Here is a 17436-nt window from a genome sequence, read left to right as displayed (position 1 = left end):
TTATTTCAGTGTACGAATATCGGCAAAATGACCGGAAACAGCGGCGGCTGCTGCCATCGCCGGGCTGACCAGATGAGTACGTCCGCCGCGGCCCTGACGACCTTCGAAGTTACGGTTGCTGGTGGAGGCGCAACGCTCGCCCGGATTCAGGCGGTCGTTGTTCATGGCCAGGCACATGGAACACCCAGGCAAACGCCACTCAAAACCGGCTTCAATGAAGATCTTATCCAGCCCTTCAGACTCGGCCTGAGCTTTAACCGGACCTGAGCCTGGCACAACCATGGCCAAAACGCCTGGTGCGACTTTGCGACCTTTGGCGACTTCGGCTGCTGCGCGCAGGTCTTCGATACGCGAGTTGGTGCAGGAACCGATAAAGACTTTATCAATAGCCACTTCGGTCAGGGGAATACCCGGCTTCAGGCCCATATAGGCCAGCGCTTTTTCTGCCGAGGCACGCTCTACCGGATCGCTGAAGGACTCCGGAGCAGGAATATTATCGGTGACGGAAATCACCTGGCCTGGGTTGGTTCCCCAGGTAACTTGTGGAGCAATGTCGGCGGCGTCTAAGGTGACGATAGTGTCAAATTTCGCGCCATCGTCGGTGCTGAAGGTTTTCCAGTACTCGACGGCTTCATCCCAGTCCGCGCCTTTAGGGGCGTGCAGACGACCTTTCACATAGTTGAAGGTGGTTTCATCCGGCGCAACAATCCCGGCTTTGGCCCCCATTTCGATAGCCATGTTGCACAGCGTCATGCGACCTTCCATGCTCAGCGCACGAATAGCGTCGCCGCAGAATTCAACCACGTGACCGGTGCCGCCGGCGCTGCCGGTTTTGCCGATGATAGCCAGCACGATATCTTTGGCCGTGATCCCCGGAGCCGCTTTGCCCTGGACTTCAATTTTCATGGTTTTCGCACGACCCTGTTTCAGAGTCTGCGTTGCCAGGACATGCTCAACTTCGGAAGTCCCAATCCCAAAAGCCAGCGCGCCGAATGCGCCGTGAGTGGCAGTATGGGAGTCGCCGCACACGATGGTCATGCCCGGCAGGGTGATCCCTTGTTCTGGCCCCATAACGTGAACGATGCCCTGATAAGGGTGGTTCAGATCGTACAGCTCAACGCCAAACTCTTTGCAGTTCTTCATCAGCTCCTGCATCTGAATGCGGGCCATCTCGCCGGAGGCATTGATGTCCTTTGTTTGGGTCGACACATTGTGGTCCATTGTGGCGAAGGTTTTCCCCGGCTGACGAACCGGGCGGCCATGGGCGCGCAATCCGTCAAAGGCCTGCGGGGAAGTCACTTCATGCACCAGGTGGCGATCGATATACAGCAGCGGTGTCTCTTCCGGGGCTTCATACACGACGTGGGCGTCGTACAACTTCTGATATAAGGTCCTGGCCATGATTATTTCCCCTGAGCGATGTAGCGGGCAATGATATCGCCCATTTCGTCGGTGCTGACTGCTTGACCATCGCGGGCTAAATCCCCGGTACGGTGGCCTTCTTCTAACGCGCGATTGATGGCGCTTTCGATAGCCTGCGCGGCTTCTTCGGCATCCAGGCTATAGCGCAGCAGCAGCGCCAGCGACAGGATCTGCGCGATAGGGTTGGCAATGTTCTTCCCGGCGATATCCGGTGCTGAACCGCCCGCAGGTTCGTATAAGCCAAAGCCTTGTTCGTTGAGGCTGGCAGAAGGCAGCATGCCCATAGATCCGGTGATCATGGCGCACTCGTCGGACAGGATGTCTCCGAACAAGTTGGAGCAAAGCAGAACGTCGAACTGCGATGGATCTTTAATTAACTGCATGGTGGCGTTGTCGATATACATGTGGGACAGCGACACATCCGGGTATTCTTTAGCGATTTCGTTGACGATTTCACGCCACAACAGTGAGGTTTGCAGCACGTTTGCTTTATCAATGGAGGTCACTTTGCTGCGGCGTTTGCGGGCAGATTCAAAGGCGATGCGTGCAATGCGCTCGATCTCAAAGCGGTGGTAAACCTCGGTATCGAAGGCTTTCTCGTGCATACCGCTACCTTCACGGCCTTTCGGCTGTCCGAAGTAAATCCCGCCGGTCAGTTCGCGAACGCACAGAATATCGAAGCCGTTAGCTGCGATGTCGGCGCGCAGCGGGCAAAACTCTTCCAGCCCCTGATACAGACGCGCAGGGCGCAGGTTGCTGAAGAGTTTAAAATGTTTACGCAACGGCAGCAGGGCACCGCGTTCAGGCTGTTCTGCTGGTGGCAGATGTTCCCATTTCGGGCCACCTACAGAGCCGAACAGAATCGCATCGGCCTGCTCACAACCTTCGACCGTGGCCTGCGGCAGCGGGCTGCCGTGGCGATCAATCGCGGCACCACCGACGTCATAGGAGCTGGTGCTGATGCGGATATCAAAGCGATTGCGAACTGCATCCAGTACTTTCAAGGCCTGAGCCATCACTTCCGGGCCAATACCGTCACCCGGCAAAACTGCAATATGGTAATTTTTCGACATTACACGGTTTCCTGATTTTGTTCTTTATTCTGATGTTGAGCTTTGCGTTGCAATTCTTTTTCGACTTCACCGGCACGCCAGATGTTGTTCAGCACGTGGACCATGGCTTTGGCTGATGATTCGACGATATCGGTTGTCAGCCCTACGCCGTGGAAGCGGCGGCCGTTGTAATCCACCACGATATCTACCTGGCCCAGAGCGTCTTTGCCTTGCCCTTTGGCGGTTAAGCTGTATTTCACCAGCTCAATGTTGTAATCGGTGATGCGGTTAATTGCCTGATAGACCGCATCCACCGGGCCGTTACCGTTTGCTGCTTCAGCTTTGACCTCTTCGCCGCAAACCAGCTTCACGGATGCCGTCGCGATACCGTTAGAACCCGACTGCACGCTGAAATAATCCAGGCTGAAGTGCTCAGGCTCTTCCTGCTGCTTGTTGATGAAGGCCAAAGCTTCCAGGTCGTAGTCAAATACCTGGCCTTTTTTATCTGCCAGCTTCAGGAAGGCGTCGTACAGGTTATCCAGGTTGTAATCAGCCTCTTTGTAACCCATCTCGTCCATGCGGTGCTTAACCGCGGCACGGCCGGAGCGTGAGGTCAGGTTCAGCTGTACCTGATTCAGGCCGATGGATTCCGGCGTCATGATTTCGTAGTTTTCGCGATTTTTCAGCACGCCGTCCTGGTGAATACCGGAGGAGTGGGCGAAGGCGCCGGTACCGACGATAGCTTTGTTGGCCGGAATTGGCATGTTGCAGATTTGGCTAACCATCTGGCTGGTGCGCCAGATTTCCTGATGATTGATATTGGTGTGCAGGTTCATGATGTCCTTGCGCACCTTGATAGCCATGATGACTTCTTCCAGTGAACAGTTACCCGCACGTTCGCCGATACCGTTCATCGCGCCTTCAACCTGGCGAGCTCCCGCGTGAACTGCCGCCATGGCATTACCTACGGCCAGCCCCAAATCGTCGTGGGTATGTACGGAAATAATCGCTTTATCAATGTTTGGCACGCGCTCATACAAACCGGTGATGATGTTGGAGAACTCAAACGGCATGGTGTAGCCGACGGTATCAGGAATATTAATGGTTGTAGCACCTGCATTGATCGCGGCTTCGACTACGCGAGCCAGGTCTGCAATCGGCGTACGGCCAGCATCTTCACAGGAAAATTCTACGTCATCGGTGTAGTTACGGGCGCGTTTCACCATATAAATAGCGCGCTCAATGACTTCATCCAGCGTACTGCGCAGCTTGGTGGCGATGTGCATTGGAGAAGTGGCGATGAAAGTATGAATACGGAAGGCTTCAGCGACTTTTAAGGATTCAGCGGCAACATCTATGTCTTTCTCAACGCAGCGAGCGAGGCCACAAACGCGGCTGTTTTTGATATTGCGGGCAATAGTCTGTACGGACTCGAAATCACCGGGGGAAGAGACAGGGAAGCCGACTTCCATGACGTCGACGCCCATACGTTCCAGCGCCATAGCGATCTGCAATTTCTCTTTTACGCTCAGGCTTGCCTGTAAAGCCTGTTCGCCGTCGCGCAATGTTGTATCAAAAATAATGACTTGCTGGCTCATGGTTCGGTCCTTTATCTCTTTGGGTGCCTTCGCGACGAGCATAAAAAAACCCGCGCATTGGCGCGGGTTTTTTCTGTCTGAAGGCTTGAATCAACGCTGATTGTCGCCCACCAGTCTACCGCGCAAATAAGATGCGTTTAGTAGTAGACCAAGTAGGCGGACGGTGCGATTCATGTTTCAAGCCCTGTGCAATTTCGTGATGTATTTATTGGTACTTGATCTCAACGCAGGTGTCAACCTTTAGGCTGGCTGTGGGATCGCTGGGCCGATGAGTTCGTCGTGTTTGCTCAGTGAAAGATACCGAGAAAATGTCTTTTCTTAATATATTAATTAAGATTAAAAGGCGTAATATCGTCTGAGAACAGGGCTGAGTTTAAATAATTCATCTTATGAATATGATGGAACTGATGTATTGTTCATGGGCTGACAGATTTATTATTATCCATCCGATGACTTACTGGTTTTTATTGAGTGGTTTCATTGCTTCAGTAATAACGGTTCTGGTTAATTGAGTCGTTATAAATTCTTGTCAGAAAGATATTAAAATGAAATTTCCAACTTATGCATTGTGGAATGGTAATCAATTTATTACTGGAGTAGAAATGGATTCTAAAATACATAAGAGTCGGGAGACTCTGGATGCAATAAGACCTCTGTTACGTAATGTAGACTTAAACCTGCTGACTGTTTTTGACACGGTAATGAGAGCACAAAGTATTACCGGTGCAGCCAGGTTGCTGGGGATGTCTCAGCCTGCCGTCAGCAACGCCGTGTCCCGGTTGAAAACCACCTTCAAGGATGAGTTATTTGTTCGCAATGGGCGGACGATACAAGCAACAGCCAGAGCTTTTCAGCTTTATGACGTGATTCGTGACGCCTTACAGATGGTCCAGAATGAGCTACCGGAAGGGGACTTTGATCCTCTGAGGAGCAAGCGGCAGTTTACGCTTTGCGTTGCCAGTCCTTTAGACAGTAAAATAATGTCAAGTATTTTAGATATGATGAAATATAAGGCGCCAAACGTTCAATTAATTTTTAAATCTTCTTTTAATGAAGATATTGAGCGGCAGCTACGCTATCAGGAAGTTGATTTTTTGATTTGTTATGATCAAATCTCTCGGCCTGAGTTTAAAAGAATTCCACTGTTTGAGGATGAAATCGTTTTAGTTACTGGCCAGGAGCATCCTGGTTTTTGTTCTCCGCTAACGACGCGTGATTTCTATAATCAGCAGCATGCGGTGGCTTCTCCAGAATGTTATGGCTCCTTCAGTTCGCCGTGGTATGACACGTTGAATAAGCAAAATGCGATTGCCTATCAGGGAATGGCAATGACCTGTGTATTAAATGTGGTTTCGCAAACACGGCTTGTGGCAGTTGCACCACTCTGGTTGGTTGATAGTGCCCCTAATGAATTGAATCTAAGAGTGTTTCCTGTGCCTTTTATCAAAAGAAAGCGTACTTGTTATTTATCCTGGTATGGCTCAGCCGGACAAGACAAGGGGCATTTGTGGATGAAAAATCAGATAGCAAAAAGCTTATGTCAATAACGTTACCAGTATTATGGATGTTCGGGCCTGAACAGCCCGTTTCCACTTTTTTATGTTAGAAAGGCAGTATTTTGTACTTTAGCATTTTCTGGCGGCCTCTTCCTCACAGCTTAATAATGCTAAATTAATACATAACGCACTGTGTTTTCCCGCATCTTTGGCATATTCGTCATTAGTCACCCTCTCTATTTAGTCGATCGCTCCGTTATGCCTGATTTTTATAGAGGTGAGTGCAATTTCTTCTCTTCAGGTTGCTCTGGCGGGTAATTGCCTGACGGATCTTGAGCGGTTATGTTAATGGGCTAAACCTATAAAAATGATACAGGCAGAGACAAAACCTGTCGCAACGACGGTGCGGAAATGACTTCTGCATGCAGTCAAAAACGTGAGCCTGGAGGCAAAACCATGGAGATGTTGTCAGGAGCCGAGATGGTCGTCCGGTCGTTAATCGATCAGGGCGTAAAACAAGTATTCGGCTATCCGGGAGGCGCAGTACTCGATATTTACGATGCGCTTCATACTATGGGGGGGATCGATCATGTGCTGGTACGCCATGAACAGGCTGCAGTGCATATGGCCGACGGCCTGGCGCGTGCTACGGGGGAAACCGGCGTTGTGCTGGTGACTTCAGGGCCTGGCGCTACAAATGCTATTACCGGCATTGCAACCGCCTACATGGACTCCATTCCGATGGTTGTGTTGTCCGGGCAGGTCGCAACCTCATTGATTGGTTACGATGCCTTTCAGGAATGTGACATGGTCGGTATCTCCCGACCAGTCGTTAAACATAGCTTCCTGGTAAAACAGGTCGAGGACATACCAGGGATCATCAAAAAGGCATTCTGGCTTGCTTCCAGCGGCCGCCCAGGGCCGGTGGTCGTTGATTTACCCAAAGACATCATGAGTCCGCTGAATAAGCTGCCGTATGCCTGGCCAGACGCCGTTAGTATGCGCTCTTATAACCCAACGACGCAGGGCCACAAAGGGCAGATCAAGCGCGCCCTGCAGACGCTGATTGCGGCTAAAAAACCGGTGATGTACGTAGGCGGTGGGGCGATCAATTCAGCCTGCGAGGCAGAATTGTTGACGATTGCCGAAAAGCTCAATATTCCGGTTGTCTCATCGCTGATGGGGCTAGGTGCATTCCCGGCTACACATCGGCAGTCGCTGGGTATGCTGGGCATGCACGGCACTTACGAAGCCAACATGACGATGCATCATTCGGACGTTATCTTTGCCGTTGGCGTTCGCTTTGATGACCGAACCACTAACAATCTCGCTAAATACTGCCCGAATGCGACGGTGTTGCATATTGATATCGACCCTACGTCTATCTCCAAAACAGTTGCGGCGGATATCCCAATTGTGGGGGATGCGCGTCAAGCTCTGACACAAATGCTGGACTTGCTTACTCAGGAAGACATTCAGCAATCCGGGGATGATATTCGGGACTGGTGGCAACAGATTGAACAGTGGCGCGCTCGTCACTGCCTTGAGTTCGATCGCCATAGCCAGGCTATCAAGCCGCAGGCTGTTATTGAAACCGCTTATCGCCTGACGAACGGTGATGCTTATGTCACCTCCGATGTGGGCCAGCACCAAATGTTTGCCGCGCTCTATTATCCGTTCGATAAGCCACGCCGTTGGATAAATTCCGGTGGTTTAGGCACGATGGGCTTTGGTCTTCCTGCCGCGCTTGGCGTGAAGATGGCGTTGCCGGATGAAACGGTCATTTGCGTCACCGGCGATGGCAGTATCCAGATGAATATCCAGGAGCTTTCTACCGCGCTACAGTACGGCTTGTCGGTTCTGGTTTTGAACCTTAACAACCGTTACCTCGGCATGGTGAAACAGTGGCAGGACATGATTTATTCGGGCCGCCACTCTCAGTCTTATATGGAGTCGCTCCCGGACTTTGTTCGCCTGGCTGAAGCTTATGGCCATGTGGGGATTAGTATCACTAAGCCAGAAGAACTGGAAAGTAAACTTGCCGAAGCGCTGGAAACCGTGCGCGGTGGGCGACTGGTGTTTGTAGATGTCACAGTTGATGGTACTGAACACGTTTATCCGATGCAGATTCGCGGTGGCGGTATGGATGAAATGTGGCTAAGCAAAACGGAGAGAACCTGATTATGCGCCGGATATTATCTGTATTACTGGAAAATGAATCAGGTGCGCTGTCCCGGGTCATTGGTCTGTTTTCCCAGCGTGGTTACAACATTGAAAGCCTTACCGTAGCGCCTACGGACGATCCCACGCTTTCTCGTATGACGATCCAAACCGTGGGTGACGAGAAGGTGCTGGAACAGATTGAGAAACAGCTGCACAAGCTAGTGGATGTGTTACGCGTCAGTGAGCTGGGGCAGGGGGCCTACGTTGAGCGTGAAATCATGCTGGTGAAGGTACAGGCCAGCGGATACGGGCGGGAAGAGGTGAAGCGCAGCACGGAAATTTTCCGTGGGCAAATCATTGATGTGACACCAACGCTTTACACCGTCCAGCTTGCCGGGACCAGCGATAAACTCAATGCGTTCCTTGATACGATCCGTGATGTTGCGAAAATCGTTGAAGTGGCCCGTTCGGGTATTGTTGGCGTTTCGCGTGGCGATAAGATCATGCGTTAGCCCCGAATGTGATCTAATTCACATGCCCGGTAATCACTGCCGGGCTTTTTTTTGCAAATAAGAAAACAAGCGCCTGCAAAAGCGGTTGCCGGAGTTATTATTCTGCGCTTAGATGTGAATGTCGTTAACCATAACCAGAGCATGGGTATGGATCACCTGGAGAGTAAGGGGCTACAGTGAAATTGGATGAAATCGCGCGTCTGGCTGGCGTGTCGCGCACCACGGCAAGCTATGTAATCAACGGAAAAGCAAAACAGTATCGCGTCAGCGATAAAACCGTTGAGAAAGTCATGGCGGTGGTACGCGAGCATAATTACCACCCTAATGCGGTAGCCGCTGGGCTACGTGCAGGACGCACGCGTTCTATTGGGCTGGTGATCCCAGACCTGGAAAACACCAGCTACACCCGTATAGCAAATTACCTTGAGCGTCAGGCTCGCCAGCGCGGCTATCAGTTGCTGATCGCTTGCTCTGAGGATCAACCCGACAACGAAATGCGCTGTATTGAACATCTTCTGCAGCGGCAGGTTGATGCCATTATTGTGTCTACCTCTTTGCCGCCGGAACATCCTTTTTATCAGCGTTGGGCAAACGATTCGTTCCCGATTATTGCGCTCGACCGTGCGTTAGACCGTGAACACTTCACCAGCGTTGTCGGCGCCGATCAGGACGATGCAGAAATGCTGGCCGAAGAGCTGCGGAAATTCCCTGGTGAAAATATCCTTTACCTTGGTGCATTACCTGAACTGTCCGTGAGTTTCCTGCGCGAGCAAGGGTTCCGTACTGCCTGGAAAGACGATCCTCGTACCGTCAATTATCTCTACGCTAACAGCTATGAGCGTGAGGCTGCCGCTCAGCTTTTTGAAAAGTGGCTGGAAACTCACGAGATGCCTGATGCGCTGTACACAACGTCCTTCGCACTGCTGCAGGGCGTGATGGATGTCACGCTGCGCCGTCAGGGGCGGCTGCCTTCGGAGTTGGCGATCGCCACCTTCGGCGATCATGAGCTGCTGGATTTCCTGCAGTGTCCGGTATTGGCGGTCGCACAGCGTCACCGCGATGTTGCCGAGCGCGTACTGGAACTGGTGCTGGCAAGCCTTGATGAGCCACGTAAGCCGAAGCCTGGGTTGACCCGAATTCGCCGCAATCTTTATCGTCGGGGTAGCTTAAGTCGTTACTGATAAAGAGATCATTATCAGCCACTTAAAGTTAATTAAGATTTTTCCCGTATATTTACCCTTATTTTTTAAGGCAATTAATTAGGCGGGAAAAATCGGGTAAAAAAATCTCTATCGAGAAATAAATCTCTTCCTTGTATTATTTTGTTACACACCAACAGCTAAGAAATGTTGGATTATTAATCATTAGCAACCTCTCTTTACTTCTGTCTCGCGCAGAGCCAGCGCCAGACGGGCATCTGGCGCTGTTCACTCGCTTTGAAATACCTTAAAATGCCGCCCGCGTCGCAAACTGAGTACTTAATATTTCTCCAGACAAGTATTCGGTCGTTTTAACGCTGTTGATGTTTATTGGTCTTTTTCTTTCAAATATTCATAACGTTAATTTTGCCTCGCTATTGCGGGCTTTTTCACGCCAGCCATTTATCAATCGCTTAGGCGCGGGAATTTATTCCCGTAAGCGGCCTGGCTGGCTTGACAAGGTTTTCCTCCCCTCCGTAAACTCCTTTATGTGGGAATTTGTGGGTTAAAGTGGTGAAATGGGTCATTAAAGGGTGAGGCTGGCATGTTCCGTGGGGCAACGTTAGTCAATCTCGACAGCAAGGGGCGGCTCGCCGTACCTACCCGTTATAGGGAAAAGCTGATCGAAACCTCAGAAGGTCAGATGGTTTGTACCATCGACATCCACCACCCCTGCCTGCTGCTTTATACCGTTCCTGAGTGGGAAATCATTGAACAAAAGCTTGCCCGTCTGTCGAGCATGAACCCCGCAGAACGCCGCGTACAGCGTCTGTTATTGGGGCATGCCAGTGAATGTCAGATGGATAACGCCGGGCGATTGCTGTTGGCGCCCGTTTTACGGCAGCACGCCGGGCTTACCAAAGAAGTCATGCTGGTCGGCCAGTTCAATAAGTTTGAGCTGTGGGATGAAGCGACCTGGCATCAACAGGTCAAGGAAGATATCGACGCTGAGCAGGGTTCGACAAACACCTTGTCGGATCGTCTGCAGGACTTGTCACTTTAGAAATGATGGAAAATTTTAAACACACTACGGTGCTGCTGGACGAGGCCGTGAACGGCCTGAATATTCGTCCCGACGGCATCTACATTGATGGCACTTTTGGTCGCGGTGGCCATTCACGCCTGATTCTGTCCCAGCTCGGTGAGCAAGGACGGCTGCTGGCGATCGACCGCGATCCGCAGGCGATTGCTGCGGCTGCCGCTATCGATGACCCACGCTTCTCCATCATTCATGGCCCATTCTCTGCGCTTGCAGATTACGCACGTGAGCGCGAACTGGACGGCAAGATCGACGGCATTTTGCTGGATCTTGGCGTCTCTTCTCCTCAACTGGATGATGCAGAACGCGGTTTCTCGTTTATGCGTGATGGGCCGCTGGATATGCGTATGGACCCAACGCGAGGTCAATCCGCTGCCCAATGGTTGATGACGGCGGAAGAGGCCGATATTGCCTGGGTTATTAAAACCTTTGGTGAAGAACGTTTTGGTAAGCGCATTGCACGCGCCATCGTTGAGCGTAACCGGGAAGAGCCGATGACGCGTACCAAAGAGCTGGCGGCCGTCGTCTCTGCCGCTATGCCGGTTAAAGATAAGTTTAAGCACCCGGCTACCCGAACATTTCAGGCTATCCGGATCTGGATCAACAGCGAGCTGGATGAAATTGAAAAAGCGCTGAATGGCTCGCTGGAGGCGTTATCTCCCGGTGGCCGTTTATCGATCATCAGCTTCCATTCTCTGGAAGATCGTATTGTTAAACGCTTCATGCGTGAAAACAGCCGTGGGCCACAGGTCCCAGCCGGTTTACCGATGACGGAAGCACAGCTGAATAAGCTGGGTGGCCGCCAGTTGAAAGCGCTAGGTAAGCTGATGCCAGGTGAAGAAGAAGTGGCGGAAAATCCACGTGCCCGTAGTTCTGTATTGCGGATTGCGGAGAGGACTAACGCATGATCAATCGGGTGACAGAAACCCTCAGCAGAGTGACGCAGCTCGGCAGCAATGAGCGTCATGCGCTGCCTGCCGTGATTGGTGGCGATCTTCTGCGCCATGGGAAACTGGCACTTTGCTTGTTCGTTGCCATTATTGTGACCGCGGTTTCCGTGGTCACGACGGCGCACCATACACGTCTGCTCACTGCACAGCGCGAGCAGATGGTACTCGAACGTGATGCGCTGGATATTGAATGGCGAAACCTGATTCTTGAAGAAAATGCGCTCGGCGATCATAGCCGGGTAGAACGGATCGCGACGGAAAAGCTGCAGCTGCAGCATGTCGATCCTTCACAGGAAAACATCGTAGTTCAGCAATAAGGAACAGTGCGGCAGATGAGAGCAGCGGCAAAAACGCTTAAACCAAAACGTCAGGAAGAACAGGCCAACTTTGTGAGTTGGCGTTTTGCGTTGCTCTGCGGTTGCATTCTGTTGGCGCTGACTTTTCTTCTGGGCCGTGTTGCCTGGCTGCAGATAATCAACCCAGACATGCTGGTACGTCAGGGTGACATGCGTTCATTGCGCGTGCAGGAAGTGTCTACTTCCCGAGGGATGATAAGCGATCGCGCGGGACGCCCTCTTGCGGTTAGCGTACCGGTAAATGCCGTCTGGGCCGACCCGAAAGAATTGCATGACGCTGGCGGAGTCACGCTGGACAACCGCTGGAAAGCGCTAGCCGATGCACTAAAAATGCCTCTCGACCAGCTTTCATCCCGCGTGAACAGCAACCCCAATGGGCGGTTTATTTATCTTGCGCGTCAGGTTAACCCGGATATTGGCGACTACATCAAAAAGCTTAAGCTTCCGGGCATTCACCTTCGCCAGGAATCTCGTCGCTACTACCCATCCGGCGAAGTGACTGCTCACCTCATCGGCTTCACCAACGTGGACAGCGAAGGGATCGAGGGGGTGGAAAAAAGCTTTGATAAATGGCTCACCGGTCAGCCTGGCGAGCGCATTGTGCGTAAAGACCGCTACGGGCGCGTTATCGAAGACATTTCCTCTACCGACAGCCAGGCCGCCCATAACCTGGCTTTGAGCATTGATGAACGCCTGCAGGCGCTGGTTTATCGTGAACTGAATAACGCCGTTGCTTTCAACAAAGCCGAATCGGGCAGTGCCGTTTTGGTTGATGTTAATACAGGTGAAGTTCTGGCGATGGCGAACAGCCCGTCCTACAACCCGAACAATCTAACCGGCACGGCAAAAGACGTAATGCGTAACCGCACCATCACTGACGTCTTCGAGCCGGGTTCCACCGTTAAGCCGATGGTGGTGATGACCGCGTTGCAGCGTGGCGTAGTGAATGAAAATAGCGTACTGAATACGATTCCGTACCGCATTAATGGTCATGAGATCAAAGATGTGGCGCGGTACAGCGAATTGACCCTTACCGGGGTATTACAGAAGTCGAGTAACGTCGGTGTTTCTAAGCTGGCGTTAGCGATGCCCTCCTCAGCGTTAGTAGATACTTACTCACGTTTTGGACTGGGAAAAGCGACCAATTTGGGGTTGGTCGGGGAACGCAGTGGCTTATATCCTCAAAAACAACGGTGGTCTGACATAGAGAGGGCCACCTTCTCTTTCGGCTATGGGCTAATGGTAACCCCGTTACAGTTAGCGCGAGTCTACGCAACGATTGGCAGCTACGGCATTTATCGCCCGCTGTCGATAACCAAAGTTGACCCGCCGGTTCCCGGCGAGCGTATCTTTGCTGAATCAACCGTTCGCACCGTGGTTCACATGATGGAAAGCGTGGCGCTTCCCGGCGGCGGCGGCGTGAAGGCGGCCATTAAGGGCTACCGTATTGCGATTAAAACCGGTACTGCGAAAAAAGTCGGGCCGGACGGTAAATACATAAACAAATACATTGCTTACACCGCAGGCGTTGCGCCAGCCAGCCAGCCGCGATTTGCGCTGGTGGTAGTTATCAATGACCCGCAGGGCGGTAAGTATTACGGCGGTGCCGTATCTGCACCTGTGTTCGGTGCCATCATGGGCGGCGTACTGCGCACCATGAACATCGAGCCGGATGCGCTGGCAACCGGTGAGAAAAGCGAATTTGTAATTAATCAGAAAGAGGCATCAGGTGGCAGATCGTAATTTGAGCGACCTTCTTGCTCCGTGGGTAGCCGGGCTACCTGCGAGAGCGCTGCGAGAGATGACACTCGACAGTCGCGTGGCGGCTGCGGGCGATCTTTTTGTGGCCGTGGTCGGTCATCAGGCGGACGGGCGTCGTTATATCCCGCAGGCGATAGCACAGGGTGTGGCTGCCGTGATCGCAGAAGCGGACGGTGAAGCGGCGGATGGCGAAGTTCGAGAGATGCACGGCGTACCGGTCATTTACCTGAGCCAGCTGCATCAACGCCTGTCTGCATTGGCTGGCCGTTTCTATCATCAACCTTCTGAATCCTTACGTCTGGTTGGTGTCACCGGCACCAACGGCAAAACGACAACGACTCAACTGTTGGCGCAGTGGGCGCAGCTGTTGGGTGAAACCGGCGCAGTGATGGGGACCGTGGGCAATGGCCTGCTCGGGCAGGTTGTGCCGACAGAAAATACCACGGGTTCTGCGGTAGACGTGCAGCACGTGCTGGCGAGCCTGAAGGCTCAAGGTGCAACCTTTGGTGCCATGGAAGTTTCATCCCATGGTCTGGTTCAGCATCGCGTGGCGGCGCTGAAGTTTGCTGCGTCGGTATTTACCAATTTAAGCCGCGATCACCTTGATTATCACGGTGATATGGCGAATTACGAAGCCGCTAAGTGGCTGTTGTTTTCCGAGCATGACTGCGGTCAGGCGATCATCAACGCCGATGACGAAGTGGGTCATCGCTGGTTGGCGCGCCTGCCGGATGCCGTGGCGGTCACCATGGAAAATAACCTTGAGCCGGGGGCGCATGGGCGCTGGCTGAAAGCTGATGAAGTGGTTTATCACGATGGTGGAGCGACGATTCACTTCAGTTCATCGTGGGGCAATGGCGAAATTGAAAGCCGCCTGATGGGCGCGTTTAACGTCAGCAACCTGCTGTTGGCTTTAGCCACGCTGTTGGCGCTGGGTTATCCGCTCGAAGCATTAATTGCCACAGGCCCGCGTCTGCAACCTGTTTGTGGGCGAATGGAAGTGTTCAGCACTACCGGCAAACCTACCGTGGTTGTGGATTATGCCCACACGCCGGATGCGTTGGAAAAAGCGCTACAGGCAGCTCGTCTGCACTGTTCCGGCAAACTGTGGTGTGTATTCGGCTGTGGTGGCGATCGCGATAAAGGTAAACGGCCAATTATGGGCGGTATTGCCGAACAATATGCCGATGTGGTGGTGGTGACCGATGACAACCCACGCACCGAAGAACCGAAGGCCATCGTCGACGATATCCTGACCGGTATGCTGGATGCAGGCCGTGCGCACGTTGTGCTGGGCCGCGCAGAAGCGGTGACTAACGCGATTATGCAGGCCAAAGAAAATGATGTGGTTCTGCTGGCGGGCAAAGGCCACGAGGACTATCAGATTGTTGGCAACCGTCGTCTGGATTACTCCGATCGCGTTACCGCAGCGCGCCTGCTGGGGGTTGTGGCATGATTCGCGTCTCCCTGAAGCAACTGGCATCCATTCTTAATGGGCAGCTCCATGGCGCAGACGCCGACATTATTGATGTCACAACGGATACCCGTAAGCTGACAGCTGGCTGTCTGTTTGTTGCGCTGAAAGGCGAGCGTTTTGATGCCCACGACTTTGCCGCCGATGCGGTGAAAGGCGGGGCAGGCGCATTATTGGTTAACCGTAAGCTGGATATTGATGTTCCCCAACTGGTTGTGGCCGATACCCGCCTTGCATTTGGCGAACTAGGTGCGTGGGTTCGCCAGCAGGTGCCTACTCGCGTTGTGGCACTAACCGGCTCTTCCGGCAAAACCTCCGTGAAGGAAATGGCGGCATCTATTCTGCGCCAGTGCGGCAACACGCTTTATACAGCTGGCAACCTGAATAACGATATTGGCGTGCCGATGACGCTGCTGCGCCTGACGCCGGAATACGATTATGCCGTTATTGAGCTGGGTGCAAACCACCAGGGGGAAATCGCCTGGACCGTAGGGTTAACCCGCCCGGAAGCGGCTCTGGTAAACAACCTGGCGGCTGCGCATCTTGAAGGGTTTGGTTCTCTGGCGGGCGTAGCGAAAGCTAAAGGCGAGATCTTTACCGGCCTTGCGGCAAACGGTACGGCGATCCTTAATGCCGATAACAACGACTGGCTGAACTGGCAGGCGATCATTGGCGATCGTAAAACCTGGCGCTTCTCACCAAACGCGGCAGGCAGCGATTTCACCGCAACGAATATCCATATCACCTCCCACGGTACCGAATTTACTCTGCATACGCCGCAGGGCGATGTTGATGTCATTCTGCCGCTGCCGGGTCGTCACAATATTGCTAACTCGCTGGCGGCTACCGCGCTGGCAATGGCCGTTGGTGCGACGCTCGAATCCGTAAAAGCGGGGCTTGCTGAGCTTAAAGCCGTGCCGGGCCGCCTGTTCCCTATCCAGCTTGCAGAGAATCAACTGCTGCTGGACGACAGCTACAACGCTAACGTGGGTTCAATGACCGCGGCGGCACAGGTTCTGTCAGAAATGCCGGGTTACCGTGTGATGGTAGTTGGCGATATGGGCGAGCTGGGTGAGGAAGCCGAAGCTTGCCATCGTCAGGTTGGCGAAGCGGCAAAAGCCGCAGGTATTGACCGTGTTTTGAGCGTTGGCGTGTTAAGCAAAACGCTGAGTGACGCATCAGAAGTTGGTGAACATTTTGCCGATAAACAGGCCGTGGTGGCGCGTTTGAAAGCGCTTATCGCGGAACATTCAATTTTAACCATTTTGGTGAAAGGTTCACGTAGTGCGGCCATGGAAGAGGTGGTTCGCGCATTACAGGAGAAACAAGCATGCTAGTTTGGCTGGCCGAACATTTGGTCAAATATTATTCCGGCTTTAACGTCTTTTCCTATCTGACGTTTCGCGCCATCGTCAGCCTGCTGACCGCTCTGTTTATCTCCCTGTGGATGGGACCGCGGATGATCGCGCGTTTACAGCAACTCTCCTTCGGGCAGGTTGTACGTAACGATGGTCCAGAGTCGCACTTTAGCAAGAAAGGGACGCCAACCATGGGCGGGATCATGATCCTGACCGCCATTGTGGTGTCCGTGCTGATGTGGGCTTATCCCTCGAACCCTTACGTCTGGTGCGTGCTGTTCGTACTGATCGGCTTCGGGATTGTTGGCTTTGTCGATGACTACCGCAAAGTGGTTCGTAAGGACACCAAAGGTCTGATTGCTCGCTGGAAATACTTCTGGATGTCGGTGATTGCACTGGTCGTTGCTTTCACAATGTATGCAGCCGGGAAAGGGACGCCAGCAACTGAACTTGTTGTGCCGTTCTTCAAAGACGTGATGCCGCAGCTTGGTTTGTTCTATGTGCTGCTGGCGTATTTTGTGATTGTTGGTACCGGTAATGCGGTAAACCTGACGGATGGTCTTGATGGCCTGGCGATTATGCCTACCGTGTTTGTCGCTGCAGGTTTTGCGCTGGTGGCATGGGCTACGGGGAACATGAATTTTGCGGGCTACCTGCACATTCCTTACCTGCGCCATGCGGGTGAACTGGTTATCGTCTGTACGGCGATTGTCGGCGCAGGCCTGGGCTTCCTGTGGTTCAACACATACCCGGCTCAGGTCTTCATGGGCGATGTAGGCTCGTTGGCTCTTGGCGGGGCGCTGGGGACTATCGCGGTACTGCTGCGTCAGGAGTTCCTGCTGGTGATTATGGGTGGCGTGTTCGTCGTTGAAACGCTATCGGTGATCCTGCAGGTGGGCTCGTTCAAGCTCAGAGGGCAGCGTATCTTCCGTATGGCGCCCATTCACCATCACTATGAATTGAAAGGCTGGCCGGAGCCACGCGTGATTGTGCGCTTCTGGATTATTTCGCTGATGCTGGTGCTTATTGGCCTGGCTACGCTGAAGGTTCGCTAAA

At 52.8% G+C, this 17436-nt stretch carries 15 protein-coding genes; 11 read left to right on the top strand and 4 right to left on the bottom strand.

The features are described 5' to 3' along the window. From leuC to leuL, 4 genes are all read right to left on the bottom strand, one after another. Entirely contained in the window at nt 1-1401 is a 1401-nt protein-coding gene (leuC, locus tag F3J28_RS13460) for a 3-isopropylmalate dehydratase large subunit (RefSeq protein ID WP_166876813.1), read from the bottom strand. A 2-nt stretch (nt 1402-1403) separates the two neighbouring features. Next, nucleotides 1404-2495, bottom strand: a complete 1092-nt coding sequence (leuB, locus tag F3J28_RS13455) for a 3-isopropylmalate dehydrogenase (protein WP_166876809.1) — start codon at nt 2493-2495, stop codon at nt 1404-1406. Continuing rightward, the gene (leuA, locus tag F3J28_RS13450) at nt 2495-4072 is read right to left on the bottom strand and encodes a 2-isopropylmalate synthase (protein WP_008461762.1); all 1578 of its coding nucleotides are present in this window, start codon (nt 4070-4072) and stop codon (nt 2495-2497) included. Before leuA ends, leuB begins: the two co-directional genes overlap by 1 nt. Nucleotides 4073-4162: 90 nt before the next feature. Then, nucleotides 4163-4246 (bottom strand): leu operon leader peptide, encoded by an 84-nt coding sequence (leuL, locus tag F3J28_RS22555; protein ID WP_139827388.1) that lies wholly within the window; start codon nt 4244-4246, stop codon nt 4163-4165. A gap of 428 nt (nt 4247-4674) precedes the next feature. Between leuL and leuO the strand changes: the two genes are divergently transcribed. The 11 genes from leuO (at nt 4675) to mraY (ending at nt 17435) form a co-directional block, all read left to right on the top strand. Continuing rightward, nucleotides 4675-5619 (top strand): transcriptional regulator LeuO, encoded by a 945-nt coding sequence (gene leuO / locus F3J28_RS13440; protein WP_166877648.1) that lies wholly within the window; start codon nt 4675-4677, stop codon nt 5617-5619. A gap of 405 nt (nt 5620-6024) precedes the next feature. Beyond that, entirely contained in the window at nt 6025-7749 is a 1725-nt protein-coding gene (ilvI, locus tag F3J28_RS13435) for an acetolactate synthase 3 large subunit (RefSeq protein WP_166876806.1), read from the top strand. Nucleotides 7750-7751: 2 nt separating this feature from the next. Beyond that, nucleotides 7752-8243: an acetolactate synthase small subunit gene (gene ilvN, locus F3J28_RS13430; RefSeq protein WP_008461768.1), complete on the top strand. Its 492-nt coding sequence runs from the start codon at nt 7752-7754 to the stop codon at nt 8241-8243. 176 nt (nt 8244-8419) lie between these two features. After that, on the top strand, nt 8420-9424 hold the full coding sequence (cra, locus tag F3J28_RS13425; RefSeq protein ID WP_008461770.1) for a catabolite repressor/activator: 1005 nt from the start codon (nt 8420-8422) through the stop codon (nt 9422-9424). Nucleotides 9425-9986: 562 nt separating this feature from the next. Continuing rightward, nucleotides 9987-10445: a division/cell wall cluster transcriptional repressor MraZ gene (mraZ, locus tag F3J28_RS13420; RefSeq protein ID WP_008461772.1), complete on the top strand. Its 459-nt coding sequence runs from the start codon at nt 9987-9989 to the stop codon at nt 10443-10445. A gap of 2 nt (nt 10446-10447) precedes the next feature. Beyond that, nucleotides 10448-11389 carry a 16S rRNA (cytosine(1402)-N(4))-methyltransferase RsmH gene (gene rsmH / locus F3J28_RS13415; RefSeq protein WP_039300407.1) on the top strand — a complete coding sequence of 314 codons (942 nt, stop codon included), beginning with the start codon at nt 10448-10450 and terminating at the stop codon, nt 11387-11389. Continuing rightward, nucleotides 11386-11748: a cell division protein FtsL gene (ftsL, locus tag F3J28_RS13410; RefSeq protein WP_008461776.1), complete on the top strand. Its 363-nt coding sequence runs from the start codon at nt 11386-11388 to the stop codon at nt 11746-11748. Before rsmH ends, ftsL begins: the two co-directional genes overlap by 4 nt. 15 nt (nt 11749-11763) lie before the next feature. Beyond that, on the top strand, nt 11764-13530 hold the full coding sequence (gene ftsI / locus F3J28_RS13405; protein ID WP_166876803.1) for a peptidoglycan DD-transpeptidase PBP3: 1767 nt from the start codon (nt 11764-11766) through the stop codon (nt 13528-13530). Beyond that, entirely contained in the window at nt 13517-15004 is a 1488-nt protein-coding gene (gene murE, locus F3J28_RS13400; RefSeq protein ID WP_008461780.1) for a UDP-N-acetylmuramoyl-L-alanyl-D-glutamate--2,6-diaminopimelate ligase, read from the top strand. The genes ftsI and murE overlap by 14 nt, the downstream gene beginning before the upstream one ends. Further along, on the top strand, nt 15001-16359 hold the full coding sequence (gene murF, locus F3J28_RS13395) for a UDP-N-acetylmuramoyl-tripeptide--D-alanyl-D-alanine ligase (RefSeq protein ID WP_166876800.1): 1359 nt from the start codon (nt 15001-15003) through the stop codon (nt 16357-16359). Before murE ends, murF begins: the two co-directional genes overlap by 4 nt. Next, nucleotides 16353-17435, top strand: coding sequence for a phospho-N-acetylmuramoyl-pentapeptide-transferase (gene mraY / locus F3J28_RS13390; protein ID WP_039290277.1), 1083 nt, complete (start codon nt 16353-16355; stop codon nt 17433-17435). Before murF ends, mraY begins: the two co-directional genes overlap by 7 nt. Nucleotide 17436: the final 1 nt, after the last annotated feature.

This window comes from Enterobacter sp. Ap-1006 (genome assembly GCF_011752835.1).
Lineage (GTDB): Bacteria > Pseudomonadota > Gammaproteobacteria > Enterobacterales > Enterobacteriaceae > Cedecea.
The sequence above is the reverse complement of the archived record's forward strand: the minus strand, read 5'-3'. Positions and strand labels throughout refer to the sequence as shown.

Excerpts from the sequence above, each read along its gene's own strand:
- leuC (WP_166876813.1), bottom strand. The coding sequence starts at position 1,401 with ATGGCCAGGACCTTATATCAGAAGTTGTACGACGCCCACGTCGTGTAT.
- leuB (WP_166876809.1), bottom strand. The coding sequence starts at position 2,495 with ATGTCGAAAAATTACCATATTGCAGTTTTGCCGGGTGACGGTATTGGC.
- leuA (WP_008461762.1), bottom strand. The coding sequence starts at position 4,072 with ATGAGCCAGCAAGTCATTATTTTTGATACAACATTGCGCGACGGCGAA.
- leuL (WP_139827388.1), bottom strand. The coding sequence starts at position 4,246 with ATGAATCGCACCGTCCGCCTACTTGGTCTACTACTAAACGCATCTTAT.
- leuO (WP_166877648.1), top strand. The coding sequence starts at position 4,675 with ATGGATTCTAAAATACATAAGAGTCGGGAGACTCTGGATGCAATAAGA.
- ilvI (WP_166876806.1), top strand. The coding sequence starts at position 6,025 with ATGGAGATGTTGTCAGGAGCCGAGATGGTCGTCCGGTCGTTAATCGAT.
- ilvN (WP_008461768.1), top strand. The coding sequence starts at position 7,752 with ATGCGCCGGATATTATCTGTATTACTGGAAAATGAATCAGGTGCGCTG.
- mraZ (WP_008461772.1), top strand. The coding sequence starts at position 9,987 with ATGTTCCGTGGGGCAACGTTAGTCAATCTCGACAGCAAGGGGCGGCTC.
- rsmH (WP_039300407.1), top strand. The coding sequence starts at position 10,448 with ATGATGGAAAATTTTAAACACACTACGGTGCTGCTGGACGAGGCCGTG.
- ftsL (WP_008461776.1), top strand. The coding sequence starts at position 11,386 with ATGATCAATCGGGTGACAGAAACCCTCAGCAGAGTGACGCAGCTCGGC.
- ftsI (WP_166876803.1), top strand. The coding sequence starts at position 11,764 with ATGAGAGCAGCGGCAAAAACGCTTAAACCAAAACGTCAGGAAGAACAG.
- murF (WP_166876800.1), top strand. The coding sequence starts at position 15,001 with ATGATTCGCGTCTCCCTGAAGCAACTGGCATCCATTCTTAATGGGCAG.
- mraY (WP_039290277.1), top strand. The coding sequence starts at position 16,353 with ATGCTAGTTTGGCTGGCCGAACATTTGGTCAAATATTATTCCGGCTTT.